Genomic DNA, 17,594 nt, shown 5'->3' with positions numbered 1-17,594 from the left:
ACCGACAGCATCACGGTGGCCACGGCCGACGGCACTTTGCAGCTCATCACCGTCACCATGCACGGCACCGACGATGCACCGACAGTGATCTCGGGCGCGACGGCGAGCGTGGCGGACAACGCGCCGGCCAGCACAGTGGTGTATACCGCGATGGCCACCGATCCGGATGCGGGCGACACCAAGAGTTGGTCTCTGACAGGCGCGGATGCGTCGCTGTTGAGCATCAACGCCAGCACGGGCGCGGTCACGCTGAACGCCTCAGCCAACTTCGAGGCCAAGAGTTCTTATAGCTTCAATGTCGTGGACACCGACGGCGGCGGTTTGAGCGCCAGCAAGGCTGTGGTCTTGAGCGTGACCGACGTAAACGAGGCACCGACAGTGACTTCGGGTGCAACGGCGACCGTGGCGGAGAACGCGCCGGCCAGCACGGTGGTTTACACCGCCACGGCGACCGATCCAGACACCACGGCGCCGAACAACACCAAGACCTGGAGCCTGACGGGCACGGATGCGTCGCTGTTGAGCATCAACGCCAGCACGGGCGAGGTGACGCTGAACGCCTCGGCCAACTTCGAGGCCAAGAACTCCTACAGCTTCAATGTGGTGGACACCGACGGCGGGGGCCTGAGCGCCAGCAAGGCCGTGGTCCTGAGCATCACCAACGTCAACGAGGCGCCGACGGCGCCTACCGACACCAACAGCGCGAACAATTTTGTTGCCGCGAACGCCGCGAATGGCACGATTGTAGGGGTCACAGCAAATTCGACCGATCCCGACGCCGGAGATACGGTTACTTATAGCTTTACGAACAATCCCAACAACCTCTTTGCAATCAACTCGACAACCGGAGTCGTAACCGTCGCCGACGGCCAGAATCTGAACGCGGGCTCTTATACGATTGGAGTTCAGGCCACTGACAACCACGGCCTGCCGGGGCCAAGCAGCAACTTTACCGTCGCGGTCGCAGGTATTAGTGCGTCTCTCACAAATGCCCAACTGAACGGGCTCGAGACGGGAAATCAATTGAACAAGAACCTCCCGCTTGGGACTTTCAAAATTATCGGGGATCCGGACGGAAGCCACACATATACGTACACTCTCGCGGTTGGTGGGAACAACAGTCTGTTCAGTGTGGACAGCAGCACAGGGGTGCTGTCGGTCGGCGGAAGCAATGTTAACACCAATCTAACCTACCACGTAACGGTGATAGCCACCTCGGGTAGTATATCTCTATCCGTGCCAGTCAATATTATTGTCGGTGACACCGGAAACAATACATTAACGGCGGCAAACGGAATCAACCTATTCTACGGGATGAACAATAGTGACGCCATCACAGGCGGCTCTGGGTTCGATGGAATTATCGCTGGTGCTGGTGTCGACACCCTTACAGGAAATGGTGGAGGCGATTTTCTGGCAGGTGGCGGGCAGAGCGATACGTTCAAGTACAACGCGATCACCGACTCTCAGTCCGGCGTTGTCAATAATGTTGCCAATTATGACACAATCGCCGATTTCGCTTCCGGGACGGACAAGATTGATTTGACGAGCTTTACCGCTTCGGCCTTCACGACGTTCAAAACGAGTGACGTAGGAGCCGCAGGTATTGCGGCGCATACTATCGCCTGGCATTTTGATAGCGCCAACAATCAGACCATTGTCTATGCTAACCAAACCTCAGGTGCATTGGCGCAGGGTAACTCTGGGCTGCTCGAAATCCATCTAGCTGGCACTCCGTCGGTGGCGGTAGGTGATTTCCTGGATACTGGTGGCCTGGGGTCAGTAGCCCCCGCCGGCACCTCCGGCGAGCCAATCAACCTTGCTCTCACCGACCCATCACATGAGGGCGCGCTCATCACCGTCACGGTGAAGGATGTGCCTTCGGGCTGGACCATCGACGGCGCGATCCACAACGCCGACGGAAGCTGGACGATCCAGACCAACGACCTGCACGGGCTGACCGTTACCACGCCGGCCAGTTTCACCGGGGCAGCCGTGCTCGATGTCGAGATGACCTGGATCAATGCCGACGGCACCACGGGCACCGCATCGATCGCCGATAATGTCGAGGCCTACGCACCGGGTTCGCCGATCTTTGCCTGGTCCGGCGACGACGTGCTGACCGGCTCGCACGGCAACGATCTCTTCGTCTTCTCGCAACCGATCGGCGCCGACACGGTGCACAATTTCGATGCCGCGGCCGACCAGATCGATCTCATCGGCTATACCGGATTGGCGGACTTCGCCGACCTCCAGACGCATATCGCCGACGATGCCAACGGCAATGCGGTGATCGCACTCGGCGACGGACAGTCGATCACGCTGGACGGCGTGCATTCGGGCGCACTCACAGCCAGCAATTTCGTGTTCGACCAGACGCCGGTGGTCAACAATTCAGGCACCATGACGATCGGCGACGGCGCGTTGCTGCCGCTCAGCGGCATTCTCAACAACAGCGGCCTCATCTCGCTCGACTCGACCGGCGGCGATACGCTGCTGCAGGTCATCCAGCACGGCGTGACCTTGCAGGGGGGCGGGCAGATCCTGCTGTCCGACAGCGCCGCCAACATGATTTCCGGCACAGGGCCGGACGTCACTCTGGTCAACGTCGACAACACGATCTCGGGCGCCGGCGAGCTGGGCGGCGGCATGCTCAGCCTCGACAACCAGGGCACCATTATCGCCACCGGCTCGCACGCGCTGGTCATCGATACCGGTGGCAGCGTCGTCACCAACTCCGGAACGCTCGAGGCAACGGGTTCTGGCGGCTTGACGGTCGCCGGCGGCCTGGCGAATTCAGGCATGCTCTGGGCCAATGGCGGCGACATCGTGATCCACGGCCAGGTTACCGGCGACGGCGATGCCACCATCGGCAATTTGTCGAAGCTGGAATTCGGCGGCGCCTCGTCGACGGACGTCACCTTCGGACACGACGCTGCCGGCACGCTGCAACTCGACGATTCCTTCGACTACAGCGGACGGATCGGCGGCATCACCAATGACGACAGGCTGGACCTCGGCGATATCCTGTTCGGCGTGGGGACTACGGCCGTCTATCAGGCAAACCAGGATGGCAGCGGCGGAACGCTGACCGTTTCGGACGGCACCCACGGCGCCGCGCTGCATCTGGTCGGCAATTATGATGCGAACGCCTTCAAGCTTGCCGATGACGGCCAGGGTCATACCGTCGTTTCGTACAATCCGGCGGAATTCACGCTGACCGGCATCGGCAATGGAGCGATTTCAAGCGACTTCGTGGTGTGAGCGAAAAGGGCCGCCGGCTATGGCGGCTCCCTGACCTGACGTGTATCGAGTGGGGTTCTGGAAGTGGATAGCAAGTCTCGAATTGTGAAGGATGCGCTTCGGGCATGCCGCCGCTATTTCCTGGTTGCGGCGGCATTCAGCCTGGCGATCAACCTGCTCTACCTCGCTTCCCCCCTCTACATGCTGCAGATCTATGACCGGGTTGTCACCAGCGGCAGCGAAACCACGCTGGTGATGCTGACCCTGGTGTTGCTGGCAGCCTTCCTTTCGCTGGCGGGTCTCGACCTGGTCCGCGCCTGGATCCTGACGCGTGCCAGCGCCCGGCTCGACCGTCTGCTTTCGGCAAAGATCCTCGCCGCGTCCGTCGAGGCCCCATCGCCCGGTTCCTCGCCGAGCCAGCCGATCCGCGACTTCGATACGTTCAGGCAGGTCATCACCGGCAGTGGCATCCACGCTTTGTTCGATCTGCCATGGTCGCCCATCTACATCGGCATCATCTTCCTGCTGCATCCGTGGCTCGGCTTCTTCGCACTGGGCTGCTCGCTGCTCCTGATCGGCATGGCCGTGCTCAACGAGTATCTCGTGCGCTCGCCGCTGAAGCAGGCCAACGAGCTGGCGACGAACAACTATAACTTCACCGAGATGAGCCTCAGGAACTCCGAAGTCGTTCGCGCCATGGGGATGATCGACGGTCTCATCCGCCGCTGGGGGCGCGACCGCAACCTCGCGCTGCGGCGCCAGGCGGAGGCAAGCGACCGTGCCGCCTTGATGTCGGGCCTCATCCGGTTCCTGCGGCTCACCATGCAATCGCTGATCCTCGGCCTCGGCGCCTATCTGGTCATCGAACGGCAGATTACCGGCGGCACCATGTTCGCGGCGAGCCTCCTGCTGGGCAGGGGGTTGCAGCCTGTCGAGCAGATCGTCGGCCTCTGGCGCAGCCTGATCCTGGCGCGGGCAGCGTTGGCAAGGGTCGAGAGGCTGGTCGACGGGGGCGCGCGCAACGAAAGAGCGTTCAACCTGCCGAAGCCCAGCGGCATGATTTCCGTCGAGCAGGTAAGCTTTGCAATTCAAAGCCAGCAGAAAGTGCTTCTGCGCGACGTGTCGTTCCGGTTGGAAGCAGGCGAGGCGCTCGGAATCGTTGGCCCCTCCGGCGCCGGCAAGTCGACCCTGGCGCGCCACCTTGCCGGCGTCATGCAACCCAGTCGCGGCACAGTCAGGCTGGATGGCGCCGACCTGTCGCAATGGGGGCACGACGCATTAGGTGATCACATCGGCTACCTGCCGCAAGATATCGAACTCTTCTCCGATACCGTCGCCGCCAACATTGGGCGCTTCAAGACCAATGTCGACCAGGAGGTGATCGAGGCCGCGCGGCTCGCCGGCGTACACGAGATGATCATCCGCCTGCCGCAAGGCTACGAGACGCAGATCGGAGAGGGCGGCGCCGTGCTGTCGGGAGGATATCGGCAACGGATTGCTCTTGCCCGGGCGGTGTTTGGAACGCCGAAACTGATCATTCTCGACGAGCCGAGTTCCAATCTCGACGCCGATGGCGATCGCGCGCTGAGCGACTGCGCGATCGAGCTCAAGCGCCGCGGCAGCACTGTTATCATCGTCTCGCACCGGCCCTCGACCTTGGCGAATGTCGACAAGATCCTGCTGTTGCGCGATGGCGCCGTCGAGGCGTTCGGCATGAGAAACGAGATCGTGACGCTGCTCAACCAGCGCGCGGCTCCAATGGCGGTGGCGACCCAATGAGCTGTGGTCGGAGAGATCGATGAGCGACAGTGCCCTCACTTACCATAGCCTGCCTGGCGAGTCGGGCATCCTGGCTCCGGATTCCATCCGGGTGCCGGCCTATATTGGCCTGCTGATCATAATGGCCTTTTTCGGCATTTTCGGCGGCTGGGCGGCCTTTGCCCCTCTGAACGGTGCCGTGCTCGCCGATGCCATCGTCAAGGTGGAAGGCAATCGCAAGAGCGTCCAGCACTTCGACGGCGGTACGGTGAAGGAGATCCGCGTTAAGGATGGCGACGTCGTCAGGAAGGGCGACATAATGCTGAAGCTGGACGACACCAGGATTCGGTCCGAGTTCAATCTCTATGCCCAGCAATATGCACTGTTGCGCGCCACCGATGCCAGGATCCGCGCCGAATTGGACGGCAGCCAGGCGGTTGCCTTTCCCAAGGACATCCTCAAGGAGCACCAGGACTACCTCAAGGACGCAATGGCAAACCAGATCGCCGACTTGGAAAGCCAACGCGCCTCGATGGCCGGCGCAAGGCAGATACTCGAACGGCGCATTGCCGAGCTCGAGGAGCAGATACGGGGCAAGCAGTCTCGGGTCGAATCCTACCGGGCCCAGCTCAAATCGACGATCGGCGAGAAGGCCAGCCTGTCGAAGCTGCTCAAGGCCGGTTTGACGACCCGCCCACGCGTCCTGGAACTGGAAAGGTCGGCCTCGGATTTGCAGGGCTTGATCGATGATAATCTCGGCGCCATCGGCGGCACCCAACAGAGCAAAGCTGAGCTCGAGAGCCAGATCGCACAATTGACCAATGAGCGCCGGACCAAATTGTCGGCCATGCTGATCGATACGCAATCGAACCTGTCCGACCTCATACCCAAGATGTTCGCCGCCCAGGCCGCCATGGACCGGGCCGAAGTGCGTGCACCCTATGATGGCCAAGTGATGGATCTCAGCGTTTTCTCGATCGGTGCGATCGTGGCGCCGGGCCAGACCATCCTTGACATCGTGCCGACCGACAATTCACTGATCGTCCAGGCACAGGTTCGCGTCGAGGATATATCGAACCTGCGTCCCGACATGGCCGCCGAAGTTCGTTTCACATCATACAAGCAGCGTTCGATACCCATAATTCATGGACGCGTCGCCCGCATTTCGGCGGATCGCATTACCGACACCAAGACAGGCTTTCCCTATTACCTCGCGGACGTAGCGGTCGATCCCGTGGAATTGGCCGCAGCCCCACAGATCGCGCTTTATCCGGGCATGCCGGCGTCAGTCATGATCGTTACCGAGCAACGCACGGCGCTCGACTACATTCTAGGCCCGCTGGTTGTGTCGTTCCACTCAGCGTTTCGCCAGAAATGACGGATCAGTCCATCACCGCACGCGGCAAGAACTCCCGTTAACAAATCGCGAAGAATACGTGTCTCCGCGTTGCGGCGCGCCTGCCATCTTGTGAAAAATCGAGGAGACAGTCGGATATAAGTGCGGCGCAGTGCGCGCTGAATTGGTTCAGCCGCTTGCCAAGCTCAATATCGAAGGCCCTATGCTGTCTCGAGTGATGTCGACCGTCGCAAGGGTGACAGGCAGCTTAAACCGTCGCGGGCCAGCACTGCCCGGATTCAAGTAAAGCACGCCATCCACTGTCTCCATCCCCGGCACATGCGAGTGACCGGACACGATCAAGTCGATGCCTTGGGCAACCGGGTCGATCTGCAGCGTCTTGAGATCATGAAGCACGTAGATTGCTCGCCCGGCAAGACGTACGAGCTCGGTTTCCGCGTAAGGCAGCGCCCAGCCACCGGTATCTACGTTTCCTCTGATCGCGGTAACCGGCGCGATACAGCGAAGCGCCGTGATGATCTCAGGGCGACCGATGTCTCCTCCATGAATGATGTGGTCGACCCCGGCCAGGCAACGCGCCGCCTCTGGCCTCAGCAAGCCGTGCGTGTCTGAGATGACGCCAATTCTGAATGTCATGGCCCTGCCACTAAACGGTGAGGGTGGTGAAATCCGTTGCGATAAGGCTGTTCGCAAACGCCTGAACGGCTTCCGCGAGAATTTCTTCGTCGCAATAGCGGCCGGAGATGTGCGTAAGAACGAGCTGCTTTACATCGCTGGTCGCTGCCAGCGATGCTGCCTCCGCGGCTGTCAGATGTCCGTAGTCGCGCGCCATCGCTGCATCTCGTTGCAGGAATGTGGCTTCGATGACAAGCAGGTCCGCGCCGCTCACCTTGTCGGCCAATCCATCAGTGGTTTCGGTGTCGCCTACAATGACCAGCTTCTTGCCAGCCTCGGGTGGTCCGAGGACTGCTTCGGGAGCAATCGTTCGGCCGTCGGGAAGAGAAATTGAGCGGCCTTCGGCCAAATCTTTCCGGATCGGACCGTCTGGCACACCGAGAGCTACCAAGCGGTCCGAACGGAGGTGACGACGCGCCGGCGTCTCGAAGACGAAGCCATAGCTGTCGGTGTCGCCATGGCGAACTTGAAAGCAATCGACGGTGAACTCATCCACCTCGAACACGCGTCCGGGGGCAAGCGGCACGAGTTGCAGCGGGATCGGCGCGCGTCCCTTACCCCAAAGGCCAGCGAGCATGCGGGCGACGACGTCAAGAGTGTCTGCGCTGCCATGAATGGTCACATGGTTCTTGCTCCGCCGGAGCCGAAGCGTCGAGAACAAGCCTGGAATCCCGAGCACGTGGTCGAAATGCGCGTGCGTGAGGAGCAGGCGATCAAGTCGCCTGAATCCGGCGCCGCTGCGCAGAAGCTGACGCTGGGTGCCTTCCCCGCAATCGACCAGCACCCGTTGACTGCCGGCTTCAACGAGCAGCGCCGGGTGATTGCGCCCGGCCGACGGCACACTGGCCGAGGTCCCGAGGAAGATAAGCCTGAAGGTCATGCGAGCAGTCTACCTCGCGGGCAACGAGACCTCAAAGCGGGCGAAGGAGCGGCCCTTGATAGACGTTCGCGTAGCCGGCTTGGAGCGACAAAAGAGTGAGCGTGAGCGCATTCGGCATCGCGTGTCGCGTATCGCGCCAGATTATAGGCAGTGAGATAGCTCACAATCTTCTCCGATCCCTCTTCAGTAGGGCTGCGTTACACCAGCACCTTTGCTCAAGAGAACGGACAGCCAAGGCCCTCGTGTGGAAACGGCAACGCTTTCACGCTTGCGGGAGCTGAGCCACTGTGGGGCGGATGACTCACTGTCAGGGCCTCAGGAAGCGAAAGGCGAAGCGATCGGTCTTGCCCTTGATCGAAGGATCGAACACCTTGCTCGAGTGCGGATCGTCCTTGTTCGCCAGCATGGTGCTTTCCGCGTCCAGGATGAAACCGGTCGCCTCCACCTCCTCGCGAACGGATGCAGGCTCGATCCGATGTAGCGACTGTGCCTCGCTCGTGCCGGCCCCAACGGCGGCGGCGTGGTCCACGATAACGTAGGAACCACCGGGCTTCAGCCGCTCATAGACGGCTCGATTGAAGTCGGCTGCCGTCGCGCCCCTGGCCTGAATCAAAGCGGTGTGGAGATCGTGGTAGAACAGATGCAGCCATATAACATCCGCTGGCTGCGTGACCTCCGGCATCGCCACAAGGTCCGCCGAGACGGCTTCGATGTTCTCTCGGCCCGGCTCCTTCGCGAGCGTCCGCATGCGGCCGACCGGATCGTCCTTGAAGTGGGCCACTTCGGCCGGCACGAAGCTGTAGACACGTCCTTGGGGTCCCACGATGTCTGAGAAGACGCGGGTCCAGTCGCCGTTGCCCGGGTAGACGTCGATGACGGTGAAGCCCGCATCTGCGCGTGCGAACCGGATCAACTCGGATAGCTTGGATTGGTCGTACATCGAGATCTCCTTTCGATTGAGCATTCGACGAGCGCCAGCGTGCGAGGGGGCGATCCACGGCTGATCCGCCGTCTACCCCATTCCGATGGCCGCAGACGGCAAGCGCTACGCCGATCCGGACGCGTCCATCTGCGAGGCGCGTGCCAGTGCTTGTGTGTCGACGTATTCCCGGATGTTGGTCAATCTGCCGTCCCGGACCGTGATGGCGAAGATCCAGTCGTCCTCGAACGTCTTGTTCGTGGCTTTGATTCTTCCCCTCCCGGAGCCGACGACCAAAACCCGGCCGATCGCGGCGAAGAAGTCCCTCACGGTCTGGATGGTCTTCTCGACAGTCATGGGAATTTCCTATTTCGCACGGACCGGATCACGCTCGGTCCGATCCGTGCATCGTGACCCTGCCGGTGGGCACGTCGTGTTCATCAGTCGAACTTGACCAGGTCCTTGAAGATCAGATGACCCCAGCTATTTCCGCGCGCCTGGACGAGCCGCCCACCTTCCGAAAGCCCGCCAAGTTTGATCGGCGAGAAGCCGAGATTTTCCGCGAGCGTACCAATCTCCGCTGCGGCAGCGTCATCGTCGCTCGCCAGGAACACGACTCTCTTGCCACCATGCACTGCTGGATCTTGGTCAAGGGTGGCAGCGCCCAAATGGTTGAAACCCTTGACCAGTCGTCCACCGGGGGAAGCCTGCGCGATGAACTTGGAAGAAGGTTGTCCTCCCAGATCCTCAGGAGGCACGCCGTAGGCATTGGTCACATCGACGATGATCTTCCCCTTCCAGGTGGACAGCGCCTTCGCGACATCGGGATGCGACTCGAAGCGGACTGCCAAAAAGATGATGTCCGCCCTGAGCGCGTCCGCCAGCTTTTTGGGGATGATCGTAGGCCCGATCGCGGCCGCGTCCGCGGCAAAGCTTTCCGGGTCGCGCGTGGTTGCGACGGATACCTCGATGCCCTTGCGAGCAAATGCCTTGGCGAGAGCTCGGCCGATATTGCCGAAGCCGATAATTGCGTAGCTCATGATGTTTCTCCGATCTTGTGTGATGCCGAGGTCAGACCTGGGCCATGCCTCCATCGACGGCGAAATCTACGCCGGTGATGTAAGAGCTTTCGTCAGAAGCAAGGAACGTGACGGCAGCCGCGATTTCCTCTGGCTTGCCCCTGCGACCCATTGGGATCTGTGAAGCAAACTGGGCGGCCGCTTGCTCGGCTTGCTCGGGGGTAAGACCCGTCGTTGTCGCCAATGCCGGGGTCTCGATTGGTCCGGGACTCATTGAATTCACGCGAATTTTGCGATCTTTCAGCTCCAGTGTCCAAGCGCGCGCGAAGTTTCGCACCGCCGCTTTACTCGCTGCGTAGGCGCTGAACCCTGGCAGCCCCAACACGTTGGAGACCGAAGAGGTCAGGATGATCGAACCGCCGTCACTGAATAGTGGAAGCGCCTTCTGTACCGTGAAAAACAACCCCTTCACATTCACATCGAAGGTTTGGTCAAAATGGGCCTCAGTCGCTGCCGCGAGCGGTGCGATTGTCCCCGCGCCTGCGTTCGCGAAGAGAATGTCGATGTGGCCGTGTTTCTCTTTCACGACGGCATAGACCCGGTCCAGATCCTCCAAGCGCGACACGTCGCCTGCGACCGTCGTAACGTTTCTCTCGATGAAGGCCGCGGCCTCCTTCAGCTCTTTCTCTCGTCGCCCGGTGATCACGACGTGCGCGCCTTCTTCAACGAAGCGCTTGGCTGTCGCCAACCCGATCCCGCTGCTTCCGCCGGTGATGACAGCGATCTTACCTTGTAGCTTTTCCATGATCTTCTATCCTTCGTTGTGCGGGGCCCAGGCGCGGGAACGCGCGGGCGTCAGAGTTGCGCCAGGCCGCCATCGACGGCGACCTCGCTGGCAGTCATGAAGCTGCTGTCCGACGACGCGAGAAAGGCAGCCACCGCCCCGATTTCCGCCGGATCGGCCATGCGCTGGAGCGGAGTCATCGAGGCGAAGACCTTCTGTCCTTCCTCGCCCAGCGCTTCCTTTGCGAGGTCGGTCGCGGTCGCCCCGGGCGACAGCACGTTTACGCGGATACCGGTGCCCTTCAGGTCCTCCGCCCAGGTCCGCGCGAGGTTGCGCACTGCCGCCTTGCTCGCGCTGTAGGCAGTGAACCCCGGTGCGCCCGTGGTGCCGGCGCTCGATCCGGTCACGATGATCGAACCCCCCGGGCCCATCAGCGGCAGCGCCTTCTGGACCGTGAAGATCGTACCTTTCACGTTGGTGCCGAAGGTTTCGTCAATGTGCTCGGCGGTGATCTGGCCGAGCGGAAGCGGGCCTCCAGCCCCGGCATTGGCGAAGACGATGTCGAGGCTTCCGCGTTCGGCCTTCACCGCAGCGTAGAGCCGGTCGAGGTCGGCCTCATCCGAGACCGAGCCTTTCACCGCGCGGGCATTGGGCCCGAGGTCCGCCACAGCGGCGTCGAGCGCTTGCTGCCGGCGGCCGAAGATGAAGACGAAGGCGCCTTCCTCGATGAAGCGCTTTGCAGCGGCGCGGCCGATGCCGGTAGCGCCGCCGGTGATCACGGCGGTCTTTCCATTCAGTCTGTTCATGTCGTGCGTCCTTCGTTTCGCCATCTCGGGTCTTTGGCTGTACGGTGGGTCAACCCGAGAGCCTGAACATGGGATCGCCGAAGTCGGGCGGTGAGTGCGGAATCGTGCACATCGGTGGTGCGAAAACGATCCAGTCAGACGATTGAACGCCGCAACAGTCGCGCACATTACAGCTCGGCGTGCTAGAATGGGCTTCGGAAGGCGCAGCTGGCGGCGCGGGAATGCACCATGATTGACTGGGATGACGTTCGCTACTTTCTTGCCGCCGCGCGCGGCGGCTCGGTGCGGGCTGCCGCCGAGCGCCTCGGCGTGTATCACTCGACCGTGATGCGACGCATCGCTCAACTTGAGGAACGCCTCGGGGCGCAGATGTTCGAAAAGCTGCCTTCGGGCTACCGCCTGACGGCTGCGGGCGAGGAGGTCCTCGAGCTCGCGAACCAGATGGAAGCGTCGTCGCACCAGCTGGAGACGCGTGTCTTCGGTCGCGACCAGAGCGCGCGCGGGCTTTTGCGGGTGACAGTTCCACCGTTCCTCGCCACACACCTGCTCATGCCGGATCTCGCCGACTTCGCACGTATGCATCCGGACATCGAGATGGAAATCTTGACCACTGGCGAGGTGGCGAATCTGACTAACCGAGAGGCCGACGTCGCGATCCGCATTGTCGCCGACCGCAAGACCCTGCCGCTCAATCTTCACGGCCTGAAGGGACCGGAGGTGTTCAGCGGCGTCTACATGTCTCGCGATCGACTACCCGCGTTGCGTGCGGGCACGCCTGATCCCCTCCGGTGGATCGCAATAGACAATCATGGAATTCCGGACTGGGCGCGCGAGGGAGAAGTTCACATCACGGGAGCTCCGTTCAGGACTCCGGATGCCGAGACGCAGATCATCGCGGCGCAGCAAGGGATCGGGATGACGAAACTGCCGTGCTTTGTCGGAGATGCCGACCCCCTGCTCGTGAGGGTGCCGGGCACCAACCCGCCCATGCATGGGACACTCTGGATTCTCACGCAGGGGGAGACACGCAAGACGAAGCGCGTTCGGCTTTTCACGGAGTTCGTATCCCGCAGGCTCGCCGCGTACGCTCCGCTTATCGCAGGACTGTCCGTAACGCGTGACTAACGCCCGTCTGGGACTTGGCGGTTCGCCTGCCCTTCATGAGACATTTCGGGATCTCGATCGTCCATCAAAATTTTGGGTTGGTTGCCCGCCAAGCCTCGTACTCTTCGGTCGCACTTGGGTGCAGCGGATAATAGCGTTGCAACGACCCGCCCTCCATGAGCTTCATGCGTGAGAACTCCTCCCAGTCGTGATGTTTCTGGGATTCTTCGATCACCTTCGCGGCCATCGCAACGGGTAGCACCACCACCCCATCATCGTCGGCGACGATGATGTCGCCGGGGATCACGGTGACACCGCCGCAGGCAATCGGAACGTTGACGGCATTGGGATAGATGCTGGTTTGCACATGGTAGTTGGGCGTCCAGCCGCGCAGCCATAGGGCCAGATCGAGCTTTTCGACATTGGGCCGGTCGCGCATGCAGCCGTCGATGACGATGCCCGCGCCGCCTCTGCCCTTGAAATACGTCGACATCATATCGCCGAAGACGCCCGAACTCATGTCGCCGCGCGCATCGACCACGACCACATCCCCTTCCTGTGCGTGGTACAGCACATGCCGGTGCAGCTGTGTTTCCGGATCGGCATATTCTCCCTCGTTGAAAAGATCGGGCCGCTGCGGCAGGAACTGCAGCGTCAGCGCCGGCCCGACGATCGATCTCCCGTGGTTCTGCGCCACCGGGCCGACCATATGCGGATTGCGGAAGCCCATATGGCCAAGCGTGCCGGCAACCGTCGCGGCGCCGATCTCCTTTAGCGCGTCGATCAGATCCTTCGGCGGCCGCGTGATGTCGGAAGTATGCGTCATTGTGGACTCCGATTGAAAGGGAACTACCAGTTCGTGACAGAACCATCGCGGCGCTTGAGGTGGGGCGCTTCCCAGAAACGGAAGCTCTGCGCCTGGACGGCCTCTTCGTTGACCTCGACGCCGAGCCCCGGCAGATCGCCCACCGGGTAGTCGGGGCCGTCGAGCCGTGGTTGCACCGGGAAAAATTCGGAATTGTCGAAGCCGAGCCTTGCTTCGGGGGCCCTGGTTTCGAGCCACGCGAAGTTGGGGACCGCGGCGGCCAGATGCACGGTCGCGGCCGTGCACACTGGACCAAGCGGATTGTGCGGCATCAGGTCCACATAGTGCGCCTCGCTCCAGCCGGCGATTTTCATTGCCTCGGTGAACCCGCCGACATTGCAGATATCGAGCCGGTTGAACTGGTGGATGCCGCGCTCGATGTAGGGCAGGAACTGCCACTTGCTGGCAAATTCCTCGCCAATGGCGAAGGGGATGTCGGTCATCCTGCGCAGGGATTCGTAGGCTTCCGGCGTCTCGTCGCGTATCGGCTCCTCAAGAAAATCGAGCACGCCGCGGTCGAGCTTGTTGCAGAAGCTCGCCGCCTCCGCCACCGACAGCCGATGATGATAGTCGATGCCGAGGACGACATCGTTACCCAGCGCCCGGCGCGCCTTGTTCAGCATGGTCGCGGTAGCGCCGATCGACTCGCGTGGCTCGAAAACATCCCTGCTGTTTTGCCCGACGGGAAAGAAGCGGATCGCCTGCCAGCCTTGTGCGCGCAGTTCGCGGGCCCGCTCGATGGCAACATCGCCCTCGGCCTCGTCTCCGGTCGAGGCGAAGGTGGGGATCCGGTCGCGCTGCTTGCCGCCCAGCAATTCGTAGACCGGCACCCCCAGCGCCTTGCCCTTGATATCGTGGAGGGCGATATCGATGGCTGAAATAGCTGCCTGCAGAACCCGACCGCCTTCGAAATACTGGCTGCGATAAACCTCCTGCCAGATCCGCCCGATCTGCATGGGATCGCGGCCGATGAGAAACTCGCGATAGTGCTCGACCGCGCCGGCCACGGCCTTCTCGCGGCCGCTCAGGCCGCTCTCGCCCCAACCGAAAATGCCCTGGTCGGTCTCGACCTTGACCAGCATCTGATTGCGCGTTCCCACCCATGCCGGATAGGGTTTGATCGCCGTGATCTTAAGTTTCGTAGTCATCCACGCCCGCGTCCCACACGCATCCGCCCTGTCTCAGTCGACCTCGAGAGCCATCTCGGTCTCACCGTCGAACAGATGCATCCGCTCCTGGTCGAACTCGAGCCAGATCCGCTCGTCGGGCGCGACGGCAATGTTGGGCGGCACGCTGACGTTGACGATGGCACCGGACAGGAACGCCTGCACGAAGGTGACGTCTCCGGTTGGTTCCACCGTGTAGACCTTGGCCGGGATGCCGCCTTGCACCGCGCTCTTGTGCAGCTTGATCGTCGAGTGGCGTGCGCCGAGCACGATTTTCCTGGTCGTTGCCCCCGTGACCTTCTGGACGTTGCGCGGCGAGAGCCCGAGGCTCCAGCCCTCCGCGCTGGTCAGCACGGTGTTGCCGTTCGCCGTCAATGTCTCCAGCGGAATGAGGCTCATTGCCGGGCTGCCGATGAAGCTGGCGACGAACATGTTCACCGGATGGGCAAAGACCTGCGCCGGTGAATCGTATTGCTGCAGGAAGCCGCCGTTCATCACCGCCATCTTGTCGGCCATGGTGACGGCTTCGAGCTGGTCGTGCGTCACATAGATGATCGTCGCCTTGAGGTCCTGGTGGAAGCGCTTGATCTCCGACCGCATCTGTACGCGCAGTTTCGCGTCGAGGTTGGAGAGCGGCTCGTCCATGAGAAACACCGCGGGATCGCGCACGAGAGCACGGCCCAGCGCCACACGCTGCTGCTGCCCGCCCGAAAGTTCGCGCGGCTTGCGCTCGAGCAGGTGCGTCATGTCGAGCACGCGCGCCGCTTCCTTAACCTTCTTGTCGATCTCGTCACTGGGCAGTTTGCGCATCTGTAGCGGGAACGCGAGGTTCATGTAGACCGACTTTTGCGGATAGAGCGCGTAGTTCTGGAACACCATTGCGATGTCCCGGTCCTTGGGGTCGAGATCGTTGACCACCTGGTCGCCAATGAGGATGTCGCCCGATGTGATCGGGGTCAGCCCGGCAACGAGATTGAGCGTGGTCGTCTTTCCGCAGCCTGAAGGGCCGACAAGCGCAACGAACTCGCCGTCGTTGACCGTCAGTGAAACGTCGTTGACGGCCTTGAAGCCGCCATAGGTCTTGACGAGATCTTTGAGGACCACATGGGCCATCGGCAACTCCCTAATGCTTGACCGCGCCTTCTGTCAGGGCGCGTACGAAGTATCGCTGCAGGACGAGGAACAGCACCACGACAGGCACGCTCATCATGAAGCTCGCCGCCATCAGTCCCGGAAAGTCCGTCGTGTTTTCCGAGAAGAAGCGCTGGATGCCGACCGGCAGGGTCAACTGTTCATTTTTGGAGAGGAACGTGTAGGCGTAGATGTACTCGTTCCACGCGCCGATGAAGGAATAGATCGCGGTGGCGATGATCCCCGGCGTCGAGAGCGGCATCACGATCATGATGAAGGCCTGGAACCGTGTTGCCCCATCGATACGCGCCGCCTGCTCGAGCTGCACCGGGATGTTGTCGTAAAAACCCTTGAGCAGCCAGATCGCCAGGGGCAGGCCGAAGGTGAGATAGGTCAGGATCAGCGAGCCATGCGTGTTCACCAGCCCGATCGCACGCATCAGGATGAAGAGCGGCACGAGAAAGATCACCGCTGGGAACATGTTGCGCAGCAGCACGGCGAAGAACAGGAAGTTCCGGCCGGGGAAGGTGAAGCGCGAAAACGCGTAGGCCGCGGGGACGGCAACGATCACCGAAAGGATTGTCGTGACGGTCGACACGAACAGGCTGTTCCAGAAGAAGCGCAGGAAGTCCTGGCCGACGCTGTTCTGCGGATCGAGCAGCTTCTTGTAGCTGGCAAGCGTAGGCTCGTTTGGCCACCATTGCGGCGGGAATTGCGTCGCCGCGAAGCCGGACTTGATCGAGGTGATCAGCATCCAGATCATCGGCACCGCGGTGTAAATCAGCATGAACAAGAGGAAGATGCGCCCGGCCCAGCGCCATCCGTCGACGCGCATGCGGCGATGGGGCCGGCCTCGGGAGGCTGTCTCTGCAAGCGTGCTCATGTGCTCCCCTCTTTCCGCTCGTTGCCGCTTAGCGCCCGGACGTAGAAATAGCCCAGCGTCATCAGGATGAGGAACAGGAGCACCGAATAAGCCGATGCCACGCCCCAGCGCTGGCGGCCGAAGGCGAGCTCATAGATGTGGGTTATCCAGATATGCGATGCGTTCGACGGCCCGCCTGCGGTCATGATCCAGGGGATGATGAAGGAATTGAAGTTGGCCACCGCGAGCAGCAGGATCGTCACCACCGAGACGTTGCGCAAGTGCGGGAAAGTAACGTGCCAGAAGCGCTGCCATGCATTGGCCCCGTCGACCTTGGCGGCCCGCAACAATTGCTCGGGGACTGTCTGCAGGCCGGCCATCATCATGATCATGGCAAACGGAAACTCGCGCCAGATATTGACGACGATCAGGGAGGGCAGCACCGTGCTGACGTTGTCGATGAAATTGGGTGGCCGGTCAGTCAATCCGAGGCCGACCAGCACCGCGCCGATGATGCCGAAATCCGAATGGTAGATCCACTTCCAGATATAGGAGGCGGCAACGGCGCTGATCACCCAGGGAATGATCAGGATGGCGCGCAGGACGCCGCGGCCGACAAAGTCTCGGTGCAGCGCCAGCGCCGTGGCAAACCCCAGGACAAAGGAGATGAAAGTGGATCCGAATGTCCAGATCAGGGTGTTCCAGGTTACTTTCCAGAACACATCGCTGGTGAGGATGGTGGTGTAATTGTCGAAGCCGATGAAGGTCTTGTCGCGGAGCTGCAGACCGGGCGGCGTCTTATAGAACGACAGCTCGATCGTGTAGTAGATCGGATAGGCGATGACGACGAGCATCACGGCGATCGCCGGGAGCACGTATGCGTAGTCGGCGCGATGGGCCCAGATGTTCCGCAATGCGCCTGACCCGCCGGGTTGCGATTTTCGGCGAGCCTCGGCCTTGCCGGTCACGATCGTCACTGTGGCGTGCCCTTGTTTTTCGGAAAGAACCGGCTGCGCTCTTGGCGC

17 protein-coding genes are annotated in these 17,594 nt (G+C 61.5%); 4 read left to right on the top strand and 13 right to left on the bottom strand.

Features of this window, described 5'->3' with window-relative positions:
* The coding region (locus tag FJ943_RS30095) for a hypothetical protein (RefSeq protein WP_246671959.1) at window positions 1-248 on the bottom strand (248 nt) is incomplete at its 3' end.
* On the opposite strand from FJ943_RS30095, the gene FJ943_RS29485 reads away from it, so the two are divergent.
* From FJ943_RS29485 to FJ943_RS29475, 3 genes are all read left to right on the top strand, one after another.
* Window positions 217-3,264: a cadherin domain-containing protein gene (locus tag FJ943_RS29485; protein WP_246671958.1), complete on the top strand. Its 3,048-nt coding sequence runs from the start codon at window positions 217-219 to the stop codon at window positions 3,262-3,264. The genes FJ943_RS30095 and FJ943_RS29485 overlap by 32 nt on opposite strands.
* Window positions 3,265-3,327: 63 nt before the next feature.
* Window positions 3,328-5,022 (top strand): type I secretion system permease/ATPase, encoded by a 1,695-nt coding sequence (locus FJ943_RS29480; RefSeq protein WP_140727246.1) that lies wholly within the window; start codon window positions 3,328-3,330, stop codon window positions 5,020-5,022.
* Window positions 5,023-5,041: 19 nt separating this feature from the next.
* Window positions 5,042-6,379, top strand: coding sequence for an HlyD family type I secretion periplasmic adaptor subunit (locus FJ943_RS29475; RefSeq protein WP_140727243.1), 1,338 nt, complete (start codon window positions 5,042-5,044; stop codon window positions 6,377-6,379).
* 147 nt (window positions 6,380-6,526) lie between these two features.
* Here the strand turns inward: FJ943_RS29475 and FJ943_RS29470 are convergent, their stop codons facing one another.
* The 7 genes from FJ943_RS29470 to FJ943_RS29440 form a co-directional block, all read right to left on the bottom strand.
* Entirely contained in the window at window positions 6,527-6,994 is a 468-nt protein-coding gene (locus tag FJ943_RS29470; RefSeq protein WP_140727241.1) for a metallophosphoesterase family protein, read from the bottom strand.
* A gap of 10 nt (window positions 6,995-7,004) precedes the next feature.
* The gene (locus FJ943_RS29465; RefSeq protein WP_140727238.1) at window positions 7,005-7,913 is read right to left on the bottom strand and encodes an MBL fold metallo-hydrolase; all 909 of its coding nucleotides are present in this window, start codon (window positions 7,911-7,913) and stop codon (window positions 7,005-7,007) included.
* A 307-nt stretch (window positions 7,914-8,220) separates the two neighbouring features.
* Window positions 8,221-8,853, bottom strand: coding sequence for a class I SAM-dependent methyltransferase (locus FJ943_RS29460; RefSeq protein WP_140727235.1), 633 nt, complete (start codon window positions 8,851-8,853; stop codon window positions 8,221-8,223).
* A 105-nt stretch (window positions 8,854-8,958) separates the two neighbouring features.
* Window positions 8,959-9,189 carry a hypothetical protein gene (locus tag FJ943_RS29455; RefSeq protein WP_140727232.1) on the bottom strand — a complete coding sequence of 77 codons (231 nt, stop codon included), beginning with the start codon at window positions 9,187-9,189 and terminating at the stop codon, window positions 8,959-8,961.
* 83 nt (window positions 9,190-9,272) lie between these two features.
* On the bottom strand, window positions 9,273-9,926 hold the full coding sequence (locus FJ943_RS29450; protein ID WP_281406185.1) for an NADPH-dependent F420 reductase: 654 nt from the start codon (window positions 9,924-9,926) through the stop codon (window positions 9,273-9,275).
* A complete protein-coding gene (locus FJ943_RS29445; protein WP_140727226.1) occupies window positions 9,904-10,656 on the bottom strand; it encodes a glucose 1-dehydrogenase in 753 nt (250 codons plus the stop codon). Before FJ943_RS29445 ends, FJ943_RS29450 begins: the two co-directional genes overlap by 23 nt.
* Window positions 10,657-10,706: 50 nt before the next feature.
* The gene (locus tag FJ943_RS29440) at window positions 10,707-11,441 is read right to left on the bottom strand and encodes an SDR family oxidoreductase (protein ID WP_140665595.1); all 735 of its coding nucleotides are present in this window, start codon (window positions 11,439-11,441) and stop codon (window positions 10,707-10,709) included.
* A 228-nt stretch (window positions 11,442-11,669) separates the two neighbouring features.
* Here FJ943_RS29440 and FJ943_RS29435 point away from each other — a divergent pair, with 228 nt between their 5' ends.
* Window positions 11,670-12,566: a LysR family transcriptional regulator gene (locus tag FJ943_RS29435; RefSeq protein ID WP_140727223.1), complete on the top strand. Its 897-nt coding sequence runs from the start codon at window positions 11,670-11,672 to the stop codon at window positions 12,564-12,566.
* A 64-nt stretch (window positions 12,567-12,630) separates the two neighbouring features.
* Here FJ943_RS29435 and FJ943_RS29430 read toward each other — a convergent pair whose 3' ends face one another.
* Genes FJ943_RS29430 through FJ943_RS29410 form a run of 5 tightly spaced genes read right to left on the bottom strand, consistent with a single transcriptional unit; the run spans window position 12,631 to window position 17,546 of the window.
* Entirely contained in the window at window positions 12,631-13,371 is a 741-nt protein-coding gene (locus FJ943_RS29430) for a ribonuclease activity regulator RraA (protein ID WP_015319202.1), read from the bottom strand.
* 23 nt (window positions 13,372-13,394) lie between these two features.
* A complete protein-coding gene (locus tag FJ943_RS29425) occupies window positions 13,395-14,558 on the bottom strand; it encodes a mandelate racemase/muconate lactonizing enzyme family protein (RefSeq protein ID WP_140727219.1) in 1,164 nt (387 codons plus the stop codon).
* Window positions 14,559-14,591: 33 nt separating this feature from the next.
* Entirely contained in the window at window positions 14,592-15,689 is a 1,098-nt protein-coding gene (locus FJ943_RS29420; protein ID WP_140727216.1) for an ABC transporter ATP-binding protein, read from the bottom strand.
* A 10-nt stretch (window positions 15,690-15,699) separates the two neighbouring features.
* Window positions 15,700-16,590 (bottom strand): carbohydrate ABC transporter permease, encoded by an 891-nt coding sequence (locus FJ943_RS29415; protein WP_015319199.1) that lies wholly within the window; start codon window positions 16,588-16,590, stop codon window positions 15,700-15,702.
* Window positions 16,587-17,546 carry a sugar ABC transporter permease gene (locus tag FJ943_RS29410; protein WP_015319198.1) on the bottom strand — a complete coding sequence of 320 codons (960 nt, stop codon included), beginning with the start codon at window positions 17,544-17,546 and terminating at the stop codon, window positions 16,587-16,589. Before FJ943_RS29410 ends, FJ943_RS29415 begins: the two co-directional genes overlap by 4 nt.
* Window positions 17,547-17,594 lie beyond the last annotated feature (48 nt).

The organism is Mesorhizobium sp. B2-3-10 (assembly GCF_006442275.1).
Classification (GTDB): domain Bacteria; phylum Pseudomonadota; class Alphaproteobacteria; order Rhizobiales; family Rhizobiaceae; genus Mesorhizobium; species Mesorhizobium australicum.
Note: the sequence above shows the minus strand (reverse complement) of the source record. Positions and strands in the feature narration are given on the sequence as shown.

Excerpts from the sequence above, each read along its gene's own strand:
- FJ943_RS29475 (WP_140727243.1), top strand. The coding sequence starts at position 5,042 with ATGAGCGACAGTGCCCTCACTTACCATAGCCTGCCTGGCGAGTCGGGC.
- FJ943_RS29470 (WP_140727241.1), bottom strand. The coding sequence starts at position 6,994 with ATGACATTCAGAATTGGCGTCATCTCAGACACGCACGGCTTGCTGAGG.
- FJ943_RS29465 (WP_140727238.1), bottom strand. The coding sequence starts at position 7,913 with ATGACCTTCAGGCTTATCTTCCTCGGGACCTCGGCCAGTGTGCCGTCG.
- FJ943_RS29460 (WP_140727235.1), bottom strand. The coding sequence starts at position 8,853 with ATGTACGACCAATCCAAGCTATCCGAGTTGATCCGGTTCGCACGCGCA.
- FJ943_RS29455 (WP_140727232.1), bottom strand. The coding sequence starts at position 9,189 with ATGACTGTCGAGAAGACCATCCAGACCGTGAGGGACTTCTTCGCCGCG.
- FJ943_RS29450 (WP_281406185.1), bottom strand. The coding sequence starts at position 9,926 with ATGGAGGCATGGCCCAGGTCTGACCTCGGCATCACACAAGATCGGAGA.
- FJ943_RS29445 (WP_140727226.1), bottom strand. The coding sequence starts at position 10,656 with ATGGAAAAGCTACAAGGTAAGATCGCTGTCATCACCGGCGGAAGCAGC.
- FJ943_RS29440 (WP_140665595.1), bottom strand. The coding sequence starts at position 11,441 with ATGAACAGACTGAATGGAAAGACCGCCGTGATCACCGGCGGCGCTACC.
- FJ943_RS29435 (WP_140727223.1), top strand. The coding sequence starts at position 11,670 with ATGATTGACTGGGATGACGTTCGCTACTTTCTTGCCGCCGCGCGCGGC.
- FJ943_RS29430 (WP_015319202.1), bottom strand. The coding sequence starts at position 13,371 with ATGACGCATACTTCCGACATCACGCGGCCGCCGAAGGATCTGATCGAC.
- FJ943_RS29425 (WP_140727219.1), bottom strand. The coding sequence starts at position 14,558 with ATGACTACGAAACTTAAGATCACGGCGATCAAACCCTATCCGGCATGG.
- FJ943_RS29420 (WP_140727216.1), bottom strand. The coding sequence starts at position 15,689 with ATGGCCCATGTGGTCCTCAAAGATCTCGTCAAGACCTATGGCGGCTTC.
- FJ943_RS29415 (WP_015319199.1), bottom strand. The coding sequence starts at position 16,590 with ATGAGCACGCTTGCAGAGACAGCCTCCCGAGGCCGGCCCCATCGCCGC.